The sequence below is a fragment of the Zophobihabitans entericus genome, assembly GCF_011745665.1.
Lineage (GTDB): Bacteria > Pseudomonadota > Gammaproteobacteria > Enterobacterales > Orbaceae > Zophobihabitans > Zophobihabitans entericus.
The window spans coordinates 2,374,468-2,391,289 of sequence record NZ_CP050253.1 but is presented as its reverse complement, the minus strand read 5'-3'; the positions used below and the strand labels follow the sequence as shown (position 1 = coordinate 2,391,289).

The 16,822-nt window shown below is 38.6% G+C and carries 15 protein-coding genes; 4 read left to right on the top strand and 11 right to left on the bottom strand.

All coding sequences use genetic code 11. The features are described 5' to 3' along the window. Positions 1–82: 82 nt before the first annotated feature. Complete coding sequence (locus tag IPMB12_RS10865; RefSeq protein ID WP_166917437.1) at positions 83–1,000, bottom strand: DUF1281 domain-containing protein; 918 nt, start codon at positions 998–1,000, stop codon at positions 83–85. 486 nt (positions 1,001–1,486) lie between these two features. On the opposite strand from IPMB12_RS10865, the gene IPMB12_RS10860 reads away from it, so the two are divergent. The 3 genes from IPMB12_RS10860 (at position 1,487) to IPMB12_RS10850 (ending at position 7,308) form a co-directional block, all read left to right on the top strand. Further along, entirely contained in the window at positions 1,487–5,695 is a 4,209-nt protein-coding gene (locus IPMB12_RS10860; RefSeq protein WP_166917436.1) for an RHS repeat-associated core domain-containing protein, read from the top strand. 3 nt (positions 5,696–5,698) lie between these two features. After that, positions 5,699–6,181 carry a hypothetical protein gene (locus IPMB12_RS10855; RefSeq protein ID WP_166917435.1) on the top strand — a complete coding sequence of 161 codons (483 nt, stop codon included), beginning with the start codon at positions 5,699–5,701 and terminating at the stop codon, positions 6,179–6,181. A gap of 260 nt (positions 6,182–6,441) precedes the next feature. Continuing rightward, positions 6,442–7,308, top strand: coding sequence for a tetratricopeptide repeat protein (locus IPMB12_RS10850; protein ID WP_166917434.1), 867 nt, complete (start codon positions 6,442–6,444; stop codon positions 7,306–7,308). A gap of 59 nt (positions 7,309–7,367) precedes the next feature. Here the strand turns inward: IPMB12_RS10850 and IPMB12_RS10845 are convergent, their stop codons facing one another. Then, positions 7,368–8,213: a DUF1281 domain-containing protein gene (locus IPMB12_RS10845; RefSeq protein ID WP_166917433.1), complete on the bottom strand. Its 846-nt coding sequence runs from the start codon at positions 8,211–8,213 to the stop codon at positions 7,368–7,370. Between the two features lie 353 nt (positions 8,214–8,566). Here IPMB12_RS10845 and IPMB12_RS10840 point away from each other — a divergent pair, with 353 nt between their 5' ends. After that, positions 8,567–8,878 (top strand): hypothetical protein, encoded by a 312-nt coding sequence (locus IPMB12_RS10840; protein ID WP_166917432.1) that lies wholly within the window; start codon positions 8,567–8,569, stop codon positions 8,876–8,878. Between the two features lie 32 nt (positions 8,879–8,910). On the opposite strand, the gene IPMB12_RS10835 is transcribed toward IPMB12_RS10840, so the two are convergent. The 9 genes from IPMB12_RS10835 to IPMB12_RS10795 all read right to left on the bottom strand — a co-directional run bounded on the left by IPMB12_RS10835 (position 8,911) and on the right by IPMB12_RS10795 (position 16,710). Beyond that, positions 8,911–9,738, bottom strand: a complete 828-nt coding sequence (locus IPMB12_RS10835; protein WP_166917431.1) for a hypothetical protein — start codon at positions 9,736–9,738, stop codon at positions 8,911–8,913. Positions 9,739–9,811: 73 nt separating this feature from the next. Then, the gene (locus tag IPMB12_RS12305; protein ID WP_166917430.1) at positions 9,812–9,925 is read right to left on the bottom strand and encodes a Com family DNA-binding transcriptional regulator; all 114 of its coding nucleotides are present in this window, start codon (positions 9,923–9,925) and stop codon (positions 9,812–9,814) included. A gap of 476 nt (positions 9,926–10,401) precedes the next feature. Continuing rightward, on the bottom strand, positions 10,402–11,337 hold the full coding sequence (locus tag IPMB12_RS10825; RefSeq protein ID WP_166917429.1) for a DUF1281 domain-containing protein: 936 nt from the start codon (positions 11,335–11,337) through the stop codon (positions 10,402–10,404). Between the two features lie 276 nt (positions 11,338–11,613). Beyond that, positions 11,614–12,126: a DNA cytosine methyltransferase gene (locus IPMB12_RS10820; RefSeq protein WP_208293499.1), complete on the bottom strand. Its 513-nt coding sequence runs from the start codon at positions 12,124–12,126 to the stop codon at positions 11,614–11,616. Further along, on the bottom strand, positions 12,041–12,664 hold the full coding sequence (locus tag IPMB12_RS10815) for a DNA cytosine methyltransferase (RefSeq protein WP_166917427.1): 624 nt from the start codon (positions 12,662–12,664) through the stop codon (positions 12,041–12,043). The genes IPMB12_RS10820 and IPMB12_RS10815 overlap by 86 nt, the downstream gene beginning before the upstream one ends. A gap of 280 nt (positions 12,665–12,944) precedes the next feature. Then, on the bottom strand, positions 12,945–14,933 hold the full coding sequence (locus IPMB12_RS10810) for a DNA topoisomerase III (protein ID WP_166917426.1): 1,989 nt from the start codon (positions 14,931–14,933) through the stop codon (positions 12,945–12,947). 150 nt (positions 14,934–15,083) lie between these two features. Then, positions 15,084–15,491 (bottom strand): single-stranded DNA-binding protein, encoded by a 408-nt coding sequence (locus tag IPMB12_RS10805; protein ID WP_166917425.1) that lies wholly within the window; start codon positions 15,489–15,491, stop codon positions 15,084–15,086. Further along, complete coding sequence (locus tag IPMB12_RS10800; RefSeq protein WP_166917424.1) at positions 15,491–15,988, bottom strand: DUF3158 family protein; 498 nt, start codon at positions 15,986–15,988, stop codon at positions 15,491–15,493. The genes IPMB12_RS10805 and IPMB12_RS10800 overlap by 1 nt, the downstream gene beginning before the upstream one ends. Beyond that, a complete protein-coding gene (locus IPMB12_RS10795; protein WP_166917423.1) occupies positions 15,985–16,710 on the bottom strand; it encodes a PFL_4669 family integrating conjugative element protein in 726 nt (241 codons plus the stop codon). Before IPMB12_RS10795 ends, IPMB12_RS10800 begins: the two co-directional genes overlap by 4 nt. Positions 16,711–16,822: the final 112 nt, after the last annotated feature.

Here is a 16,822-nt window from a genome sequence, read left to right as displayed (position 1 = left end):
TGTTCCTTTAAAAAGAAAAGGGATATTCAAAGCCCATGAGGGCAAGAATACCCCAAGGGTTAGAAATAGAATTGATATAAACTTAGTCGTCTTTACCGTAATGAGCCACATTACACATAATAAAACTTGGACCAATCACATTACCTTGTTCATCTTTCTCAATGTTGTCATCGAGTACAGCAAGACAATTACCATTGTCTGCTTTCACGTAACAGCAGTAATTACTTTGTTGCATAGAAGCATAATGCTCAACAGTACATAGAAAAAGTTTAGAAAGCTCTGTAATGACTTGTTCATTCACTTGTGTCAGAGGTGTATCAAAGTCAATAATCATTTGAAAACCTTTTTTTTGAATTTCTAATGAATCTATTTCCACGATTTCCGTACCATACTGGTCGATATAGAAATCGTGTCGGCTAGGTATCTCATTAAACAAATTAAGATTAGCATTGATTTCAGACTGTATGGATGTTGGAATAATCGATCTTAAATCAAGTTTACTCATCATCGGGATATCTTCTAAAATGTTGTCCCAAATGTTCGCGACTTCTGAACTGGCAAGAACTTTAGAAAGGCCAAACCAATCTGAAGAGCCGGTTCTTAAATAGAACTCAATAAGCTCTTTTTGATTAACGGTTAAGTCAACCCATTTGATTTGACTTAATTTACTTTGCTGGTACAGCTCGTTGATTTTGACACATGTAGCACTGGTTAAGGGCTGGTTAATGAGAAATAAATTAAGCCAGGATGAATAGGCCAGACTTCCAGCCATTTCAGCTTTTTTTTGCTCAGAACTCAGTGCCTCTTGACGTTCAGGTATCTCTAAGTTTTTCACAATACCGGCAAAACCAGAAAGAATAAACTTTAGACTCTGATTAAGAGCAATTTTATGGGCAGGATAAACTGGCCCAACACTATCAGACCAACCAAAAAAACCTTTGATAAACTCCATTCTTGGAGCTGTAGCAGTAATAACAAGACGATTCGCGCAAAAAGACATAATTCATTCCTCTTTTGTAAATTAAGAGAGTCGCCCTATAGGGCTAATCCCTTTAGGGTTAAATAAATGGAACACCCTTATCAAAATGATAATCGCTCGTGTAGGTGGGTGTTTGACGAGCTGGCCGATGGTTAGTATCTTTAACAGATACCGCAATCTTAAAAACCATGATTGCCTGGGATGTTGTCGAGTACCTCGACTAAACATGGCTGTATCATCGTTTGATTAGTAAAAAGAGTCAGAAAGAAAGGAGAATTGGGCTGGTCAGTATTTAATTAAATAGAGAAAGAGTTTCACAAGTCAGCTTAATATTGATTAAAGCAGATACCGTAATTTATGCTGATATTTATTTAAAATAATAGGCTTGTCATGTTTTGTTGTACAAATAATACTTAAGGCATACTTATTTCACATTTTATTTTCTATATTTAACTATTTTGTATAATTAGGCTGCATAATTAGCCTGTTCAATACAAAGGTTAAATCATGGCAAAATATGGCAATACAGTCGGTGTACTGATACCAAAACCAAGCACTCCTGCAATTATCCCTTCCAGTTCCGCAAATCCACCAGAAAAAATAGACAATGTAGAATTACCACAAATGGTTGAAATGGTCGCAGATGTTGGCGGTGAAGTTGCTGCATCAATGGGACATGAGGGATTATCTGAAGCAGCACAAGCAGCAGTGATGGCCGCTTCATTAGTGCCAGGCAAAAAAGGGCCATTACCACCCGCTAAAACATTTGCCACCCCCATTATTACAGGCTCACCTCCTCCGGGCTTTGGTGCTGATGGTTGCATCATTGATCAGGGCAGTGCTAAATGTGTGAAGTGCAAAGGTCAGCCAGCCGTTGGACACCCAATTAATCCGATTTTAGGGATTAAAGCGTTATTTGGTTCACTGGATACAGATTTTCGTTTTGATGGCACTATGCCTCTTGTTTGGCAACGCAGTTATTATTCAGATCAAATTGGTAACGGCTGGTTAGGTCAAGGTTGGTCTTTACCCTTTAGCCATCGTCTCATTAAAACCAGTGATGGCTTTATTTATATCGATGACCAAGGTAGAGAGATTGAGTTACCAGAAGTAGAATTTAGCACTGAACCAGATGATGAACCCTATTTTGACCGATACGAATTACTCTATTTTAATGCTGTTCGTCCTAATGTATATGAAATCACATCAACAGATAAAGCCTTAAGACTATGGTTTAGTCCTGTTCAGGCACAAGATAAGATTTACCCAATGGTTGCTATGCTGGATCGCAATGAGCAGCATATTCGACTAATTTATGATGATACAGCTTACCCAACAGAACTAATTGACAGTGTTGGACGTGCTTTTAAACTCAAGTTTGAAGTAATAGAGCTTGCACCAGATGCTACTTACGATGCTGCAACCACGTTAATATCTGCTTTAAGTGGTGTTCTGCCCCATGAAGGTAAAGTCAATCGATTGACTCAGGTCAGTTTAGATAATGAAACATTGGTTCGTTATGACTACTCAGATAAAGGGGATTTAGTTGCTATCTATAACAGTGCAAATCAATGTCAACGTCAGTTTAGTTATAACAACCATATGATGACAATGCACGGTCAACCCGATGGGCTTGAATCCTATTATGAATATGATCAATATAATTTAAAAGGTAAAGTTAAACGCAGTTGGACAAATTTAGAGGAAGAATGGCTATTTGATTATCAAATTGGTCAAACCCAAATTACTAATGTCTTAGGTCACACTCATGTCATTGGCTATGACGATAATAAAGAAGTCATTTTTGAGATTGATGCGCTGGGCAATGCAACCCATATCGAGCGCAATGATTATGGGCAAATCATGAGCAAAACAGATGCCTTAGACCGTACTGTTCGTTTTTACTATGATGACATGGGGAACCTGAGCACTTCAATTGACGCTGCTGGTGCTCAACTGGATATTTTCTATCATGAAGATGAAGATTTGGCAGGGCTACCGCTTGAAATCATGGACACTGAAGGTAATAGTACAGTTTACGAATATGACAAAAAAGGCAACTTAACAAAAGTTATTGATCCTCAACATAATGAGACCACCTATCAATATGATGAACGTGGTTTGTTGACTGTTGCGACTAATGCATTGGGTAAAGATGCTTTATTTCATTATGATGAATTTGCACAATTAACAGAATTAACAGATTGTTCAGGTAAAAAAACACAGATTCAGTACACGAGCAAAGGTCAGGTACAAGCAATCACTGATGCGTTAAATTATGTGACACGCTATCAATATGACTCACTCAATCAGCTTACTGAAATAATTTATCCTGATGGCAGTACCGAGTCCTACCAATATGATGCTTTAGGCAGATTAACGGCATTTGAAGATGCCCTAAAACAGCGTACAGAATATCATTTAGATAAAGACGGTTTACCACTTACTCGCATTAATGCACTAGGACATGCTTTTCATTATTCTTATGACAAGCTACGTAATCTTGTCCTGTTAGCCAACGAAAACCATGACCACTACTCACTTGAGTATGATGCTCTGGGCAATTTAACCCAAGAAAGAGCTTGGGATGGCAAAGTCACACAATATCAGTTTAATGCTGCTCAAGAACTGATTGCTCAATATGAGCATGGGCAAATTATACACCAGCGCGGTGAAGCCAGTATTTTAATAGAGCATCGTTTTGAACATGATATTTTGGGTCAACTGATTAAAAAGACCAGTCATCGCCACAGTAGTCTATCTGAACAGCTTTCTGACTGGCTGTTTAATGATGAGAACGTGACAAGCAAAGACAGGGCAATGTTTACGCCACAGACCCAAACCAGCCAGTTTGACTATGACCGGTTTGGGCAATTAATTGAAGCGACAAATCAGCACAGTTGCATCAAATTACAGTATGACGAAGTGGGACAATTAATCTTTGAATCAACCTTACACAGAGGACAAGAAACCACTGTAGGCTATGAATATGATGCGCTTGGCAACAGAACAAAAACCATCTTACCTAATGGTGAAATGATCAATTATTTGTTCTATGGCAGTGGTCATCTGCATCAGATTAATATAGATGGGACAATCATCAGTGATTTTGAACGAGACGATTTACATCGCGAAATCAGCCGTACCCAAGGTTCACTCTCCAGCTATTTTGGATTAGACCCATTGGGGCGACTCCAACATCAAGTAGCCACACCACAGACTCAACTCAAAGCGGAAGATAAAAATCAATGGCTGGTGGCAACCGCCCCTGTTAAGCGTAGTTACCTATATGATAAAGCAGGTAATCTCAAACAAAGTACGGATTTAAGAACAGGAACGGTTGCTTACCTTTATGACAAGTTAGGCCAAATTACTCAAGTTGGGGAGGAACGCTTTACGTTTGACCCAGCACATAACCTCATTGACTCTACGCTTGAGCCACAACAACAAAAAGCGGTTAAAGATAAAGCCTACTATGACCGAATGATGCAAGATAAAACATGGTCTCCCCTTAAAGATGACCCAAATAGTAGACCGATTAATACTCATGCAAACCGAACTGAAGTATATAACCAGATTCATTATGATTATGATGAACTAGGTAACTTAATTAAGCGTGAGAAACCCAACGGTGAAGTGTTGCACTTAGCCTACGACACTGAAAATCAATTATCAGTAGTCCATATTGAACAGGCTGAACGGTGCGAAACATGGGGCTATGCCTATGATGCCTTTGGTAGACGAATCAGCAAACAACAAATTGATATGGCTGCTCAAAAAAACAAAAATCAGTCTTTAGTGCGATTTGTATGGGAAGGCACACGATTACTGCAAGAATATCATTATCAACAAAACACGGTTTATAGCTACTTATATCAAAGTAGTACTTATGTTCCACTGGCACAAATAGTCAGAAACTACACCTCAGAGACGATTACGATTAATTACCTGCATACCGACCAAGTGGGTATGCCAAAAGAAGTGACTACTGAGCAAGGTGAGTTGGCGTGGTTTGCTGAATATTCCGCATGGGGTAACGTGGAAAATGAAACAAATATACTGAATGCTCACCAACCGTTTAGGCTGCAAAATCAGTATTATGACAATGAAACAGGTTTACATTATAATTTGTTTCGATACTATGAACCGTTAAATGGTAAATTTGTTAGCCAAGACCCAATTGGTTTAGTTGGTGGTGAAAATCCTTATCAATTTGCACCAAATATCTTTACTTGGCTTGATCCATTAGGGTTAGCTAAATGTAAGATAAAAGAGTGTGAGAAAATGCTCAATGACCGTGGTATTCAGTATGGAACACACACCAGTGTGCAAGATAGAATAACAGGTACATTACAGGATTCACATCATATCTTTCAAGGAGCTGCCTTTAAAGGTCTAAGTGGTACAGGTAAAAATGGTAAAGCTTATGTTTATAGTAAAGCAATCACGGTTGCTATAACAGGAAGACAGCCTGGCCCTAAACCTCAAAAAACAGGTGGTACACCACATCACATTGCGAACCAGACTCAGAAACAAGCTAGGCGCATAAATAATGTAGCAGAAGAAGCAAGAATTGCTCGGGAGTCCCTAAAAAACGCAGGTTTTAAAGATGATGAAGCAGATTGTTTGGTCTTAATAGCCCAGACTGATTTAAAACAAAGTGGATTTAGAAAAAATTCACGTACTAATCTTCTGGTTAACGGAAAAAGGGTATAAATAATGGCAATATCTGGAATAGATTTAAAAAAACAAACCCATGCTTTACTACAAAAGCTGTGTGACATGATAAACAATGATGATTTAGACAGTTTTAATAAGTTGTACACTTCAGAAATAGAGGGTGAAGAGGTAGATGCCAAAGAGGTATTTGAAGAAATAAAGGAACTGATTCTTGATTATTGTGAAGGATATAGCGAACCGCCCATTAAGATACAGCCACCACCATTAGAGCAATTTTTGAAAGAATATGACCCAGAAAAAGATAATCTTATTCAATTTTACTTTATAAAAGGCAATAAAGATAAGTATGATGAAGATAATAGTTGTATGGTAAAAGACGAGATACAATATACTGATGGACAATGGAACGTAGAATGTATTCTATTTGTAGATGGAAAAGAAACGAGTGTTATTTTACAAACCGAACTATTCTATTCAAATAATGTATTAAGATTAGAATACAAAATACTAGATTTGATGTAATTTCTTAAACTCAAAAAAGCAGGCTATTTCAGCCTGTTTTTTTATTCACCTCATCTGATCGTTTTGGGCGATCAATATATCTTAAATTGATCGTTTAAAACTATTTTTATTTATCCGCTTCATCATAGATAATGACAATCAACTTTTTATAACTAATTGACTTAATTAGTACATTATCAATCAACAACTGCAACATATAGGAAAGGAAAATGGACATAACATTATTAAAAAAGCAAGCAGGTGCAGGTGACAGCGATGCAATGTGCCAACTCGGATTTTATTTCTTAGATAATGAAGATTTTGATGAAGCTCATAATTGGTTTACCACTGCAATAGCTGCTGGTAATGCACGTGGTATTAGTGGTATGGGGCGGATTCATATGGATCAGGGTGAATACAAACAAGCACTGAAATACTTTAAAGAAGCAGGTGAAAAAGGCTATGTGCCAGCAATCTTCAATATGGGGCTGATCTACAGAGAAATGGATGACAGTCAAAAAGCCTATGACTATTTTTTAGAAGCATACGAAAAAGGACATGCAGAAGCTTGTGTATCGATTGCAAGAATGTATGAAGAACAAGATGATGTTGAATCTGAAACCCAATGGTTAAGAAAAGGCGTTGAAATGGGGAGTTTCACTGCTGCAAATAATCTTAGTGCGGTACTTATGAATGACGATAATATCGGAGAAGCGAAAGAGATATTACTTTCCGTTGTCGATACAGGGAATGTTCAAGTCTTATATAATTTGGGTGTTGTTTTTGATATTGAGAAAAACTTTGGTGAGGCCGTCAAATATTATGAAATGGCGATTGAGCAGGGTCATTTAGGGGCTATGCTCAATCTAGGTAAACATTATGTATTCAATGGTTCAACACAAGAAACAATAGAGCGTGGTATTGAATTACTTGAAGTGTGTGTCGAACATGGAATAGATGAAGCAGAAGATGTACTGGACGAGGATAGCGAATTTGGTACTGGTTCTTACAATGGTATTGATAGAACAAGAATAAGTGAATACGAACCAAGTAATATGGCTGCCTATGATGAAGATGAAGATGAAGAAGACGATGATGATGAGTCATTTGATTTAGCTGCTGAGATTGCGCGTTTAACAAAACTCTAATTTTGTGTCTCATTGGTAAAAAGAAAAATAGCCCTTAATACAGGGCTATTTTTTATGAATTAATCATCATTCATTTTGAGCAGGCGTCCTTTTTGAGCCACAATCACATCACCATATCGGTTATCATATGTATTGTAAGTATAGACTACATCACATTTATGTTGACCTGAGAGCGCAATAATGACATTTTCACTGAGTTGTGCCAGTTGCGTATCAAATTCAACAATAAGGCCAAAATCATTTTGTGGCATGACGTTGATTTCATTGATTTCAGGACTATCAACACAATAAGTTTTGATATAAAAGTCTCGAATAGATTCAATGCCTTTTAACAATTTGTTATGACCATTAAGCTCCGAGGCTAAACTTGTGGGTACAATATAACGCAAATCGAAATCAGCTTGCAAAGGAAGTATATCTAAATAGTTGTTCCAATAAAAAATTGCATCATCTTCGGTTATTTGCCCGGAATGCCCAAACCAATAATCGCCATTTTGATTAAACAAATGGACGATGATGGCTATTTGTTCTCGTGACAAATTAAACCAATTTAGGTTTGTTAATTCGGTGTCTTCATATAGCGAACAGATTCTTTCACTTTGTATTGACGAAAGTGGAATATCAGCTTCTAAACATTTCAACCAGACACTAAAAGCTTCATTGGCTTTATTATTTTCCCCTTGTCCAAATTTAACTAAATCAGGGTAAGGTGCATATGCCATGTCAGTGACAGGCTGCAAAATACCGGCACAACCAGCCGTAAAGAGTTTAATACTGTGTCTAATTGCTCTTAAATGAAAAGGCTGGTAACAATTGCTTTCATTTTTAGTACCAAATAAGGCTAATAATTCCTCCATTTGAGGCTTAAAAGTAAGAATAGATAAACTATTATTGTAAATTGTCATGATAGATGTCCTTAGAAATTAGGTACACACCCCCAAAAGGGGTATCCCCTATTGGGTTAAAATAAATAAAGCCAGTACAGTACATGTACCGCGAATTTCACAGACCGCAACTCGCTTGGGTGTGTTGTCAGCAACGCTAACGAAACAGCCTCAAAGTGTAGTAATACCGAGGGGATTAATCAGATAAAACAGGATATAAGTTGTGTGTGTTTTAATATGGCTGTTTTAGTCATGTGAAGTGAAAAACGATTATTGTTATACTTAAAATTTGATTGAACACGTAGAAGTGATATTGATGTATCATCTTGGTATCAACGATAAGATTAATGATTGTGAAATAAATGGAAGCAATAATGATTGAAATCGCAGGACGAAAATTTCTACTTCCTGATACCCATAATGATTATCCGTTTCCTCAATATATTATTGAGCACAAAGAGCGTATAGAAGAACTTATTCAAGTAAATAATAAGATACTAAAATTAATGGGAAAGCCATTTTCTGCTGAAATGGAAGTAGAAGCAAATAAAGCCAAACTATTAAAACATCAATTATCGGTGTTTATAGATAAAACCGCTATTATTGGATTTCCTTTTGATTCACGAGATGCTGAATTATATGCCATAGACCGGAAAGTTAATATTGCTCTTAAATTCAGTATCTAACCCTATTTATCTGGATTAGATACTGATGTACATTAACTAAAGCACATGCCGGTATCACAGAACTGGGTTAAATTGGTCATATTGTCTTGAGATAGAAAAGGGGCTTTATCTAAAGGAACACCATACCGAGTGAGCCACAAGTGAGGAAAATCTTGCTGAAGCTCTTTTTCATGCTCACATGCTTTTTTAAAGTCTTCTGGTACATTGTCTTTCATCCAAAGCCATTCAGCATCACTGCGGTTCGGACACATCCAGCAAGCAGATCGTGGTGGTGTCGGTAGTCCATAATCTTCAACTAATTTTATTGCCGTCTCCCTTGTAATCATCATTTCAAACAATGGATATTTTCTTTGCCACTTCCCAAGGATTGTTTTAATGCGTTTAGGCTCATCAAAAGACATGCCAAGCCATATATTGACCCCTCGTTTAGTCAGATAGCGTTCACCGTACTGCATATTTAGAAACTTTTGAAAAACGTCACTTTTCCATTTAACTGAGCAATATCCTGGTTGTTTCCCTTTACAGTGACCACTCTTATTACGTCCATTAAATTCTGAATGATAACCGGGTAAGACTGTGCCATTTTTAGGGTAAATAAGGTCGATAGGGCTGATAAGAGACTTTTCAACAATATAGTAATCCAGTCCTATTTCATGACACATCGGCATCATGTATTGTCGCTGGTAGTTCAGTGCATTGCTTGCTTCGCGCTCTGTATCAATCATCACAATGCAGTCAGGTTTAGGGAGTTTTTTAGCGTGTATTAAGCATATGATGGCGATGCTTTGTGTGCCGCCACCAGACGATAAGACGTTAAATCTTGTAGGGTCATGCTTAAAATTGCGTTGAATCAGTGTCATACAATGTCCTTGTATGGCACTCGCGGTACTCTTATTTGTTTAGGTGATTAGGTACTCTAGGTACTCTATTTGATTAATGTGTTGAAAAGTAATTGATGCTTTTGCAACGAAGACACTTAATGCGTAAATTCAAAAGTGTGCCTTCAGCTAATTTTTTATTGCAATGGGTACAGCGTATTTCTTGCATATTGCTCCTTTCAGTTGTTGTGAATAAATGATAAAAATAACCAGAGTTTTATATCTGGCGATTAGAAAGTTGCCACAAAATAATGAAAAATCATTATCGGCTCATTGTCGTGGCGAGAGCCTTTATTTTGGCGCAAATCTATGCACAAACGGTTCTTGTATTCGCCTACAAGCAAGGCAGGAACACTGATAACCTGAGCAGGTCTTCTAATATCTCAACAGGTAAAATATTAGAAAACCTGCTTGGGTTATCGATAAAACCAGAAAAGTTACATCAGTATTAAAATAATAAACTTTCTACTGTATTAAAACAGTCCGCACATAGATGAAAGTGAGTGTGCTGCTTCCCTATCAGGGCAGGAATGAAAATGTAAAATAGCATCATTTAGATTTATTCTCTGAAAGAAAGCAGAATAAGTAATTTTGCATTTCAGGATAAATAGCCCTGAATGAACAGGGCTAAAATACCAAAACAATTTAATGAGGATAGTGAAATAACTGAGCAACGTTATCCAATGCTTTTTTTCTGCTGAATTCAAACATCAGTGAATCAGACTCAATCATATGTACATAACCAAACAGACCGTTTTCATAACGTGTTACACCTTGAGTAGTTCTGTTATAAAACATATACTCAACACGACACTGATAGTCCTTTGACAAGCTTTCTAAAATCCCATGACTGAGCATCTGATCAGAAGTATCAAAATCAACCACCAAGTTTTCAGCGTCTACATGTAAAATATTGACATCCAAACCATATGGAAGAGAGTTTGAATAGAGTTTTAAATAACGATCTACTAGACTAAACCGAAATTCATCCTCTTTAGGTGCAATTAATAATTTGCCATCTGTACCATTGATATGACAATTAAGTCTACTCGGTTTAATGACCCGAAAATCTAAACGATATGGAGAAGGCGGTGCATCCAAGGCATCCCAAAACTCTTTAGGCGTTAGATAACGACTTTCTTGCATCAGATACGACCAATATAAATATTGCCCATCCAATACAAGCCAAATCATTTCACGTTGAACAGCACTTAGGCTATACCATCTTACTTTGGCTAACTGACTTTCTTGATACCAGCGATTAATAGAGTCTATATTTCTAGGTGATAAAGACGCATTTTGATTAAAAAAGCGTAGCCATTTTGTATAGGCGATATCTTCTTTGGTGTAATTGCTTAAAACATGTTCTCGATAAGGTGATAAATAAGGATAAGGCGCTGGAGTTTCAAATTTTTTGGTCGGTTGAACAAGGTCAACATGTCCAGCCAATAAAAATTTAATACTTTGTTTAACGGCGCGTAAATGATTTGGCGGTGTTTTGCCTTTAGCCCATTGATGCAGAGCCTCGATATTTTTGGTATTTGCTGTAATCTGTAAACGATTCATACATTGATTATTCATGGTTTATTTTCCTTATGTGAAAAATGGATAGGTAATGAAATTAACTAACAGGTGAAATCCCATTAGGTTTGAAAAGAAATGAAGCCAGTACATGTTTATGTACCGCAAACCTCGCAGACTGTGGCTTGCTTGGGTGTGCTGCTGAAAACATCAGCGTTTAGCAGAGGAATTATGTGAGATACACTCGCATAAACTGGTGATAAATGCGGATTAGAATAATCTGTATTAAAAAAGCCATAACCTAAATAGGCTATGGCTTGGGTCAAAGATAGGAAGTTAAGAAAGCTGGCTTAAGATATGGGCGATGACATCAACCGTCCAACCGTTCCCAAGTGCTTTATATCGCTGCGTATCACTGACACCCTTTGAATAATTGTCAGGCAGCGTTTGCAGACGTTCGCACTCAATTGGATCAAGTCTGCGGATATAAGTACCTTCAGACAAGGTATGAAAGTTATCTTGTTGCAGGTATAAACCAGTTGGGTTCGTCTTATGTGTTAGTGTTATGGATTTACTGGCCGTATTGTAGACTCGGCTACTTTGATGCACATTGCCAAGTGAGCCAACATAACGCTCGGTAGAGTTATTGGGTAAAAATTTATTGAGTCTTGGTTCAGAAATGAAGTGATGAGAAACATCAAGGAAATTTCCCTGCCAATTAGCATACATTCTGCTGGTCAGGGTAATGGCTTTGGATTGCTTGTTACAAATTAATGAGTATTTCTTTTGCAGTTGAAACTGTTTTTTTTTCCCACCAATGATGCCAGCCTGGGCTACACAAATAGTCATCTGAGAAGACTGGCAAAAGCACATCATTCAGTAGAATGTTTTTGTCTTCTGGTTGTGTCACAGACCAGTTGCACCAATAAAGTCGCTTACGATCTTGAGCCGAAAGCAGCGCACTATTGATCATAATGGGGTCAACCTTAAGTAGTGAGCTGATCACGTCTTTATGAATATTCTTCATGCGTACATTTTCCAGTAAAAACTTCACGTTTGGATTGTGCTTTCTAATGTGATTGAGTATGTCTACAAACACAAAAAATAATGCTGAACGAGGGTCATCAAAAGCCAGTTGTTTGCCTGCGAAGCTGAACCCCTGACATGGTGAACCTGCGATTAGAAGGTCAATTTTTTGCCATTCAATATCCCATGTTCGCCACCTTGTCACGTCCCCAAGGCGTACAATATCAGGGTAGTTATTGTGACTGATGATGGTGGCAAACTTATCAATTTCACTTGCATAGTAGGCAGTAACAGGGATACCGGCACGCTCTATAGCCACACGACCACAACTCATTCCATCAAATAAACTTAAAATCATCATAATAGATTTCCTTACATAGTTGGTTAAAAAATTTACGTGGCATATCGCCACAGAGAAATTTTGAACTGTGTAAGAAAATCAACGAGCAGTTATGCAAAACGAAAAGCTGTCTGTTTCAGACAAAAAAAGGCCGACCCATAAAGAGTCGGCAAAGGGATAAGAAATATGAATAACAAATAAAACTCAGTTCTATGACAACAAAACTATAGCCATTTGTTGTCAGAAGCTATTTTGCCTATATCCCTTATAAAAAACACAAAGAAATGGGATTAAGCGGTGTTTATTTCTTTTTACTTTTGCTTTTCCCCTTAATAATGCCTTTACATTCAGGATAACGAGAGCAAGCCAGAAACTCACCGTATTGACCATTTCTGCGAACAGTGGCCGCACCGCATTCTGGACAAGGGAGCGTTTCTTTTGCTGGTGTTTTTGTTGGCTCAATACTCATACTGGATTGCGCGTATTGCTGCACCAGTTGGGTGATCCACTGGCTTTGCTTTGCAATAAAATCATCAATTGTGATATGACCTTGCTCTATATCATCTAAAGCTTGTTCCCAAATAGCAGTCATGCCTGGATCAGTAATGGTCTTTGGCACAAAAGCCATCAGAGAAAATGCCGCACCCGTTGAGCGAATTGATTTACCCTTTGAGATTAAAAAGCCTCTTGTGATCAGGTTTTTAATGATGCCAGCTCGTGTTGCTTCCGTGCCTATCCCTGTTGTATCACGTAGTTTTTGTTTCAAACGTGGGTCGGTCACATATTTTGCAATATTCTTCATGTCTTTGATCAGTTCACCCTGTGTATAAGGCTTTGGTGGTTTAGTCTGCTTAGTTTCAAGCTCTGCATGTTTAAGTTCGCATACCATGCCTTCAGTCAATGGGGGTAAAACTTGGCTTTGAGTTGTATCCAGTACCTCTTCTTCACTGGTGTCTTTCATCAAAGAACGCCAACCCATTTCAACAATCTGCTTACCAGTGGCTTGAAACAAAGCATCATTACACTGTAATTGTGCCACCGTTCGGTTGTAAACATGTTGAGGCATAAACTGTGCCAGATAATGACTACGAATCAATTGATACATCAACCGCTCTTTTTCTGTCATTGAGCCAAGATTCACAGGTTCAAGAGTGGGAATAATGCCGTGGTGAGCGGTAAGCTTTTTATCGTTCCAGATACGTGACTGAATGGTGATATCCAATTTAGCAAGAACAGGAAGCATACTTGGGTCAGTCTTACCAATAGCATCAAGCACAACCGCAGCTTCTGATCGCATTGACTCAGGCAGATAGCCGCAATCTGAACGCGGGTAAGTAGTCGCTTTATGTTTTTCATATAAAGCTTGGGCAATATCCAAGGTCTCTTGTGCCTCAAAGCCAAATTTATTGGAACAGACTACTTGTAATGTTGTTAAATCAAAAGCAAGTGGGGCGGTCTCTTTGACGGCTTCTGTTGTGACAGACAGCACTTGAGCCATTTTGGGGCCAGACAGAATTTGATTGAAAACGCTGTCTGCTACATTTTGGTGAATACATCGACCTTGTTCATCGGTCACAGCTTCAGGCGGTATCCAGTTGGCTATAAATGGCGTTTGATTGTTGGCAAGTTTAGCGGTAATTGTCCAGTAAGGCTTGGCAACAAACTTTTCAATCTGCATATCACGGTTGACCACCAGTGTTAAAGTCGGTGTTTGTACACGTCCCACAGTCAACACACCATCATAGCCTGCATGTCGTCCAAGCAAGGTAAACAAACGACTTAAATTCATGCCAATGAGCCAATCTGCTCGGGAACGAGACAATGCAGAATGATACAAGGGCAAGGTTTCATTGCCGTCTTTCAAAGACGATAGGGCTTGGCGAATGGATGATTCGTTTAGTGCGGATAACCATAATCTTTTAACCTTGCCACGGTATGAACAATAATCAATCAATTCTCGCGCAATCATTTCACCTTCACGATCAGCATCTGTCGCAATAATCAGTTCAGTGGTTTTTTTAAGGAGTGCTTTCACTGTTTTGAATTGTGATTGAGTCTCTTTTTTAACTGTGAGTAACCATTTGTCCGGCACAATGGGTAACTGACTTAATGACCATTTTTTATAGCTTTCGTCATAAGCCTCTGGAGGGGCTGTTTCAAGCAAATGACCGACACACCATGTTATTGTCACACCGTCTCCGTTAATACAGCCATTGCCTCTTTGTGTTGCGCCAAGCACTTTGGCAATATCCTTGGCTTGGGATGGTTTTTCGCATAGAAATAAACGCATAAATTTAACCTCATATGAGTTGTGATAGACGATTCAATATGACAAATTTATGCAGCAAGTAAGGTGAATAAAGCGATTTAGGTAAGTCTGAATTATTGATGGACATAAAAAGGGCGAAAGTGTCTGACACCTTCGCCCCAAAAGAACAGTTTACAGTTCTGGCGGTTCGTTTTCTGGCTCTTGCTGTGATGGTTTATCTTTCATCACAATAGTCACCACACGATTCGGTAAAATGGCAATACGTCTTGCTTCAATTTTAAATGTTAAGCGCGGTTTTTTGTCATTGTCTTCCCATTCTTGCATGACCGTTCGACCTTCAACCAAAATACGCATACCGCGTTGATAGATATTTTCACTCCAATGTTCAGCATCAGAATGCCAAATTTCCACTGGCGCAAAAAAACCACCTCGGTCTTCATAACCACCGTCTTTAGGAACTGGATTATCAAAACGCACATTTAAACGCATCATAGTGCGAGGTGGGTTATTGCCGTTTGGGAATGAGCGAAACTCTGGTTTTGAACAGATATTGCCTTCTCCTAAAAAAAATGTACTCATTATGTGTTCTCCTTGTTTTGTGGCAAGCGTGCTTCATAGCATTGCTGCGCTTGTTCCATTTTTAACGCGCATTCGTTTGCTTGGCGCATCATCGTGTGTAGTAGGCTGATTTGCATGTTTAGTGTGATTCGCTGCTTTTCTATGGCATACAAATCTGCGATTAAGTGAATAGGCACTTTGTTCAGTAATTCTTGCCATAACCACACACCCATCTTCGATCGATCCATTGTTCGCCAGCGTAAAAATGCCGTCCCTGCGCCAGTGGTTTGTAAAGCCAACTGCACTGGTAAAATCGCAAAGGGGTATGATTTGGTTTGCGCCAGGATATTGAACTCCGCCAAATGAATTAACTGTGTTCTGAGCGATAAACACATCTGCCCAAAATCGCTCATGGCTCTCTTACTTTTAAAAGGTAATATAAAACCTTTTAGAGAGGGCGCATGTTCCAAGTTCTGGAAGACACTCTGTTCCAAAGGAAAAAAGTTTTGTTGAGTCATTCTTTCTCCTCTGAGTCATCTGCTTCATCAAATTGTGCCAAGCTCTCCTCGCCTTCGATAACGAGTTCGGGGACTTCTTCTGGCGCATCGGTTTGAGAGGTAGGTGCATCTAAGATGGATTGCGGCAACATACCAAATTTCTCAATTGCTGCACGAGCAACAGCATTTTTAGCAATGAAGTCTTCGCGTTTTGCGCCAGAGTATTGGTAAGGAAGCACCATTGCAAACAGACTACGCAAAGCATGAGCACCGGCATTAATCCAACGGTGCAAGGTTTCACGGTCAATTAACGCAATATGACAGGCTAAAATAGCTTTTCGGACAATCTCGTCAAAGTCGGTTAAAAGATAAATTGCACTGAACCCAAGTGGAGAGCCGGCAAAAATCGTAATTTTGGCTGGTTGGACATTTAAGTTATCCGTCAAACTGAGCGTTTCTGGCACATAACTATAAATTTCTTTGATTTCCTCCTTGATGGATTTAAGTAATATATCCACTGAGTCAAGTTTGCTTCTAGTCTCTAAAATCCAGTAGTCTGCATAAGGATCGCCAAGAGCCTCGCCACGACTCATTTTATTGACGATAGACAAAAAGATGTTTAAGCCAATAATACCGCGCTCTTGCTCTGTATGCGCTCTGCCACTCCAAAGTCTTGCCGCATGGTGTGTATGAATGGTGAGTTGAATGGAACTGCGTAGTGCGCCCAGATTTAAATCTGCCATAATTAATCACTCCTAAGTTGATTGAAGAATAAAAGGAGTGTGTAGCATTGCGGTTCTGTGCCTTTTAGTCAGAATAAATACAAATTGTCATCATGCAATTATTGGTTTTTAG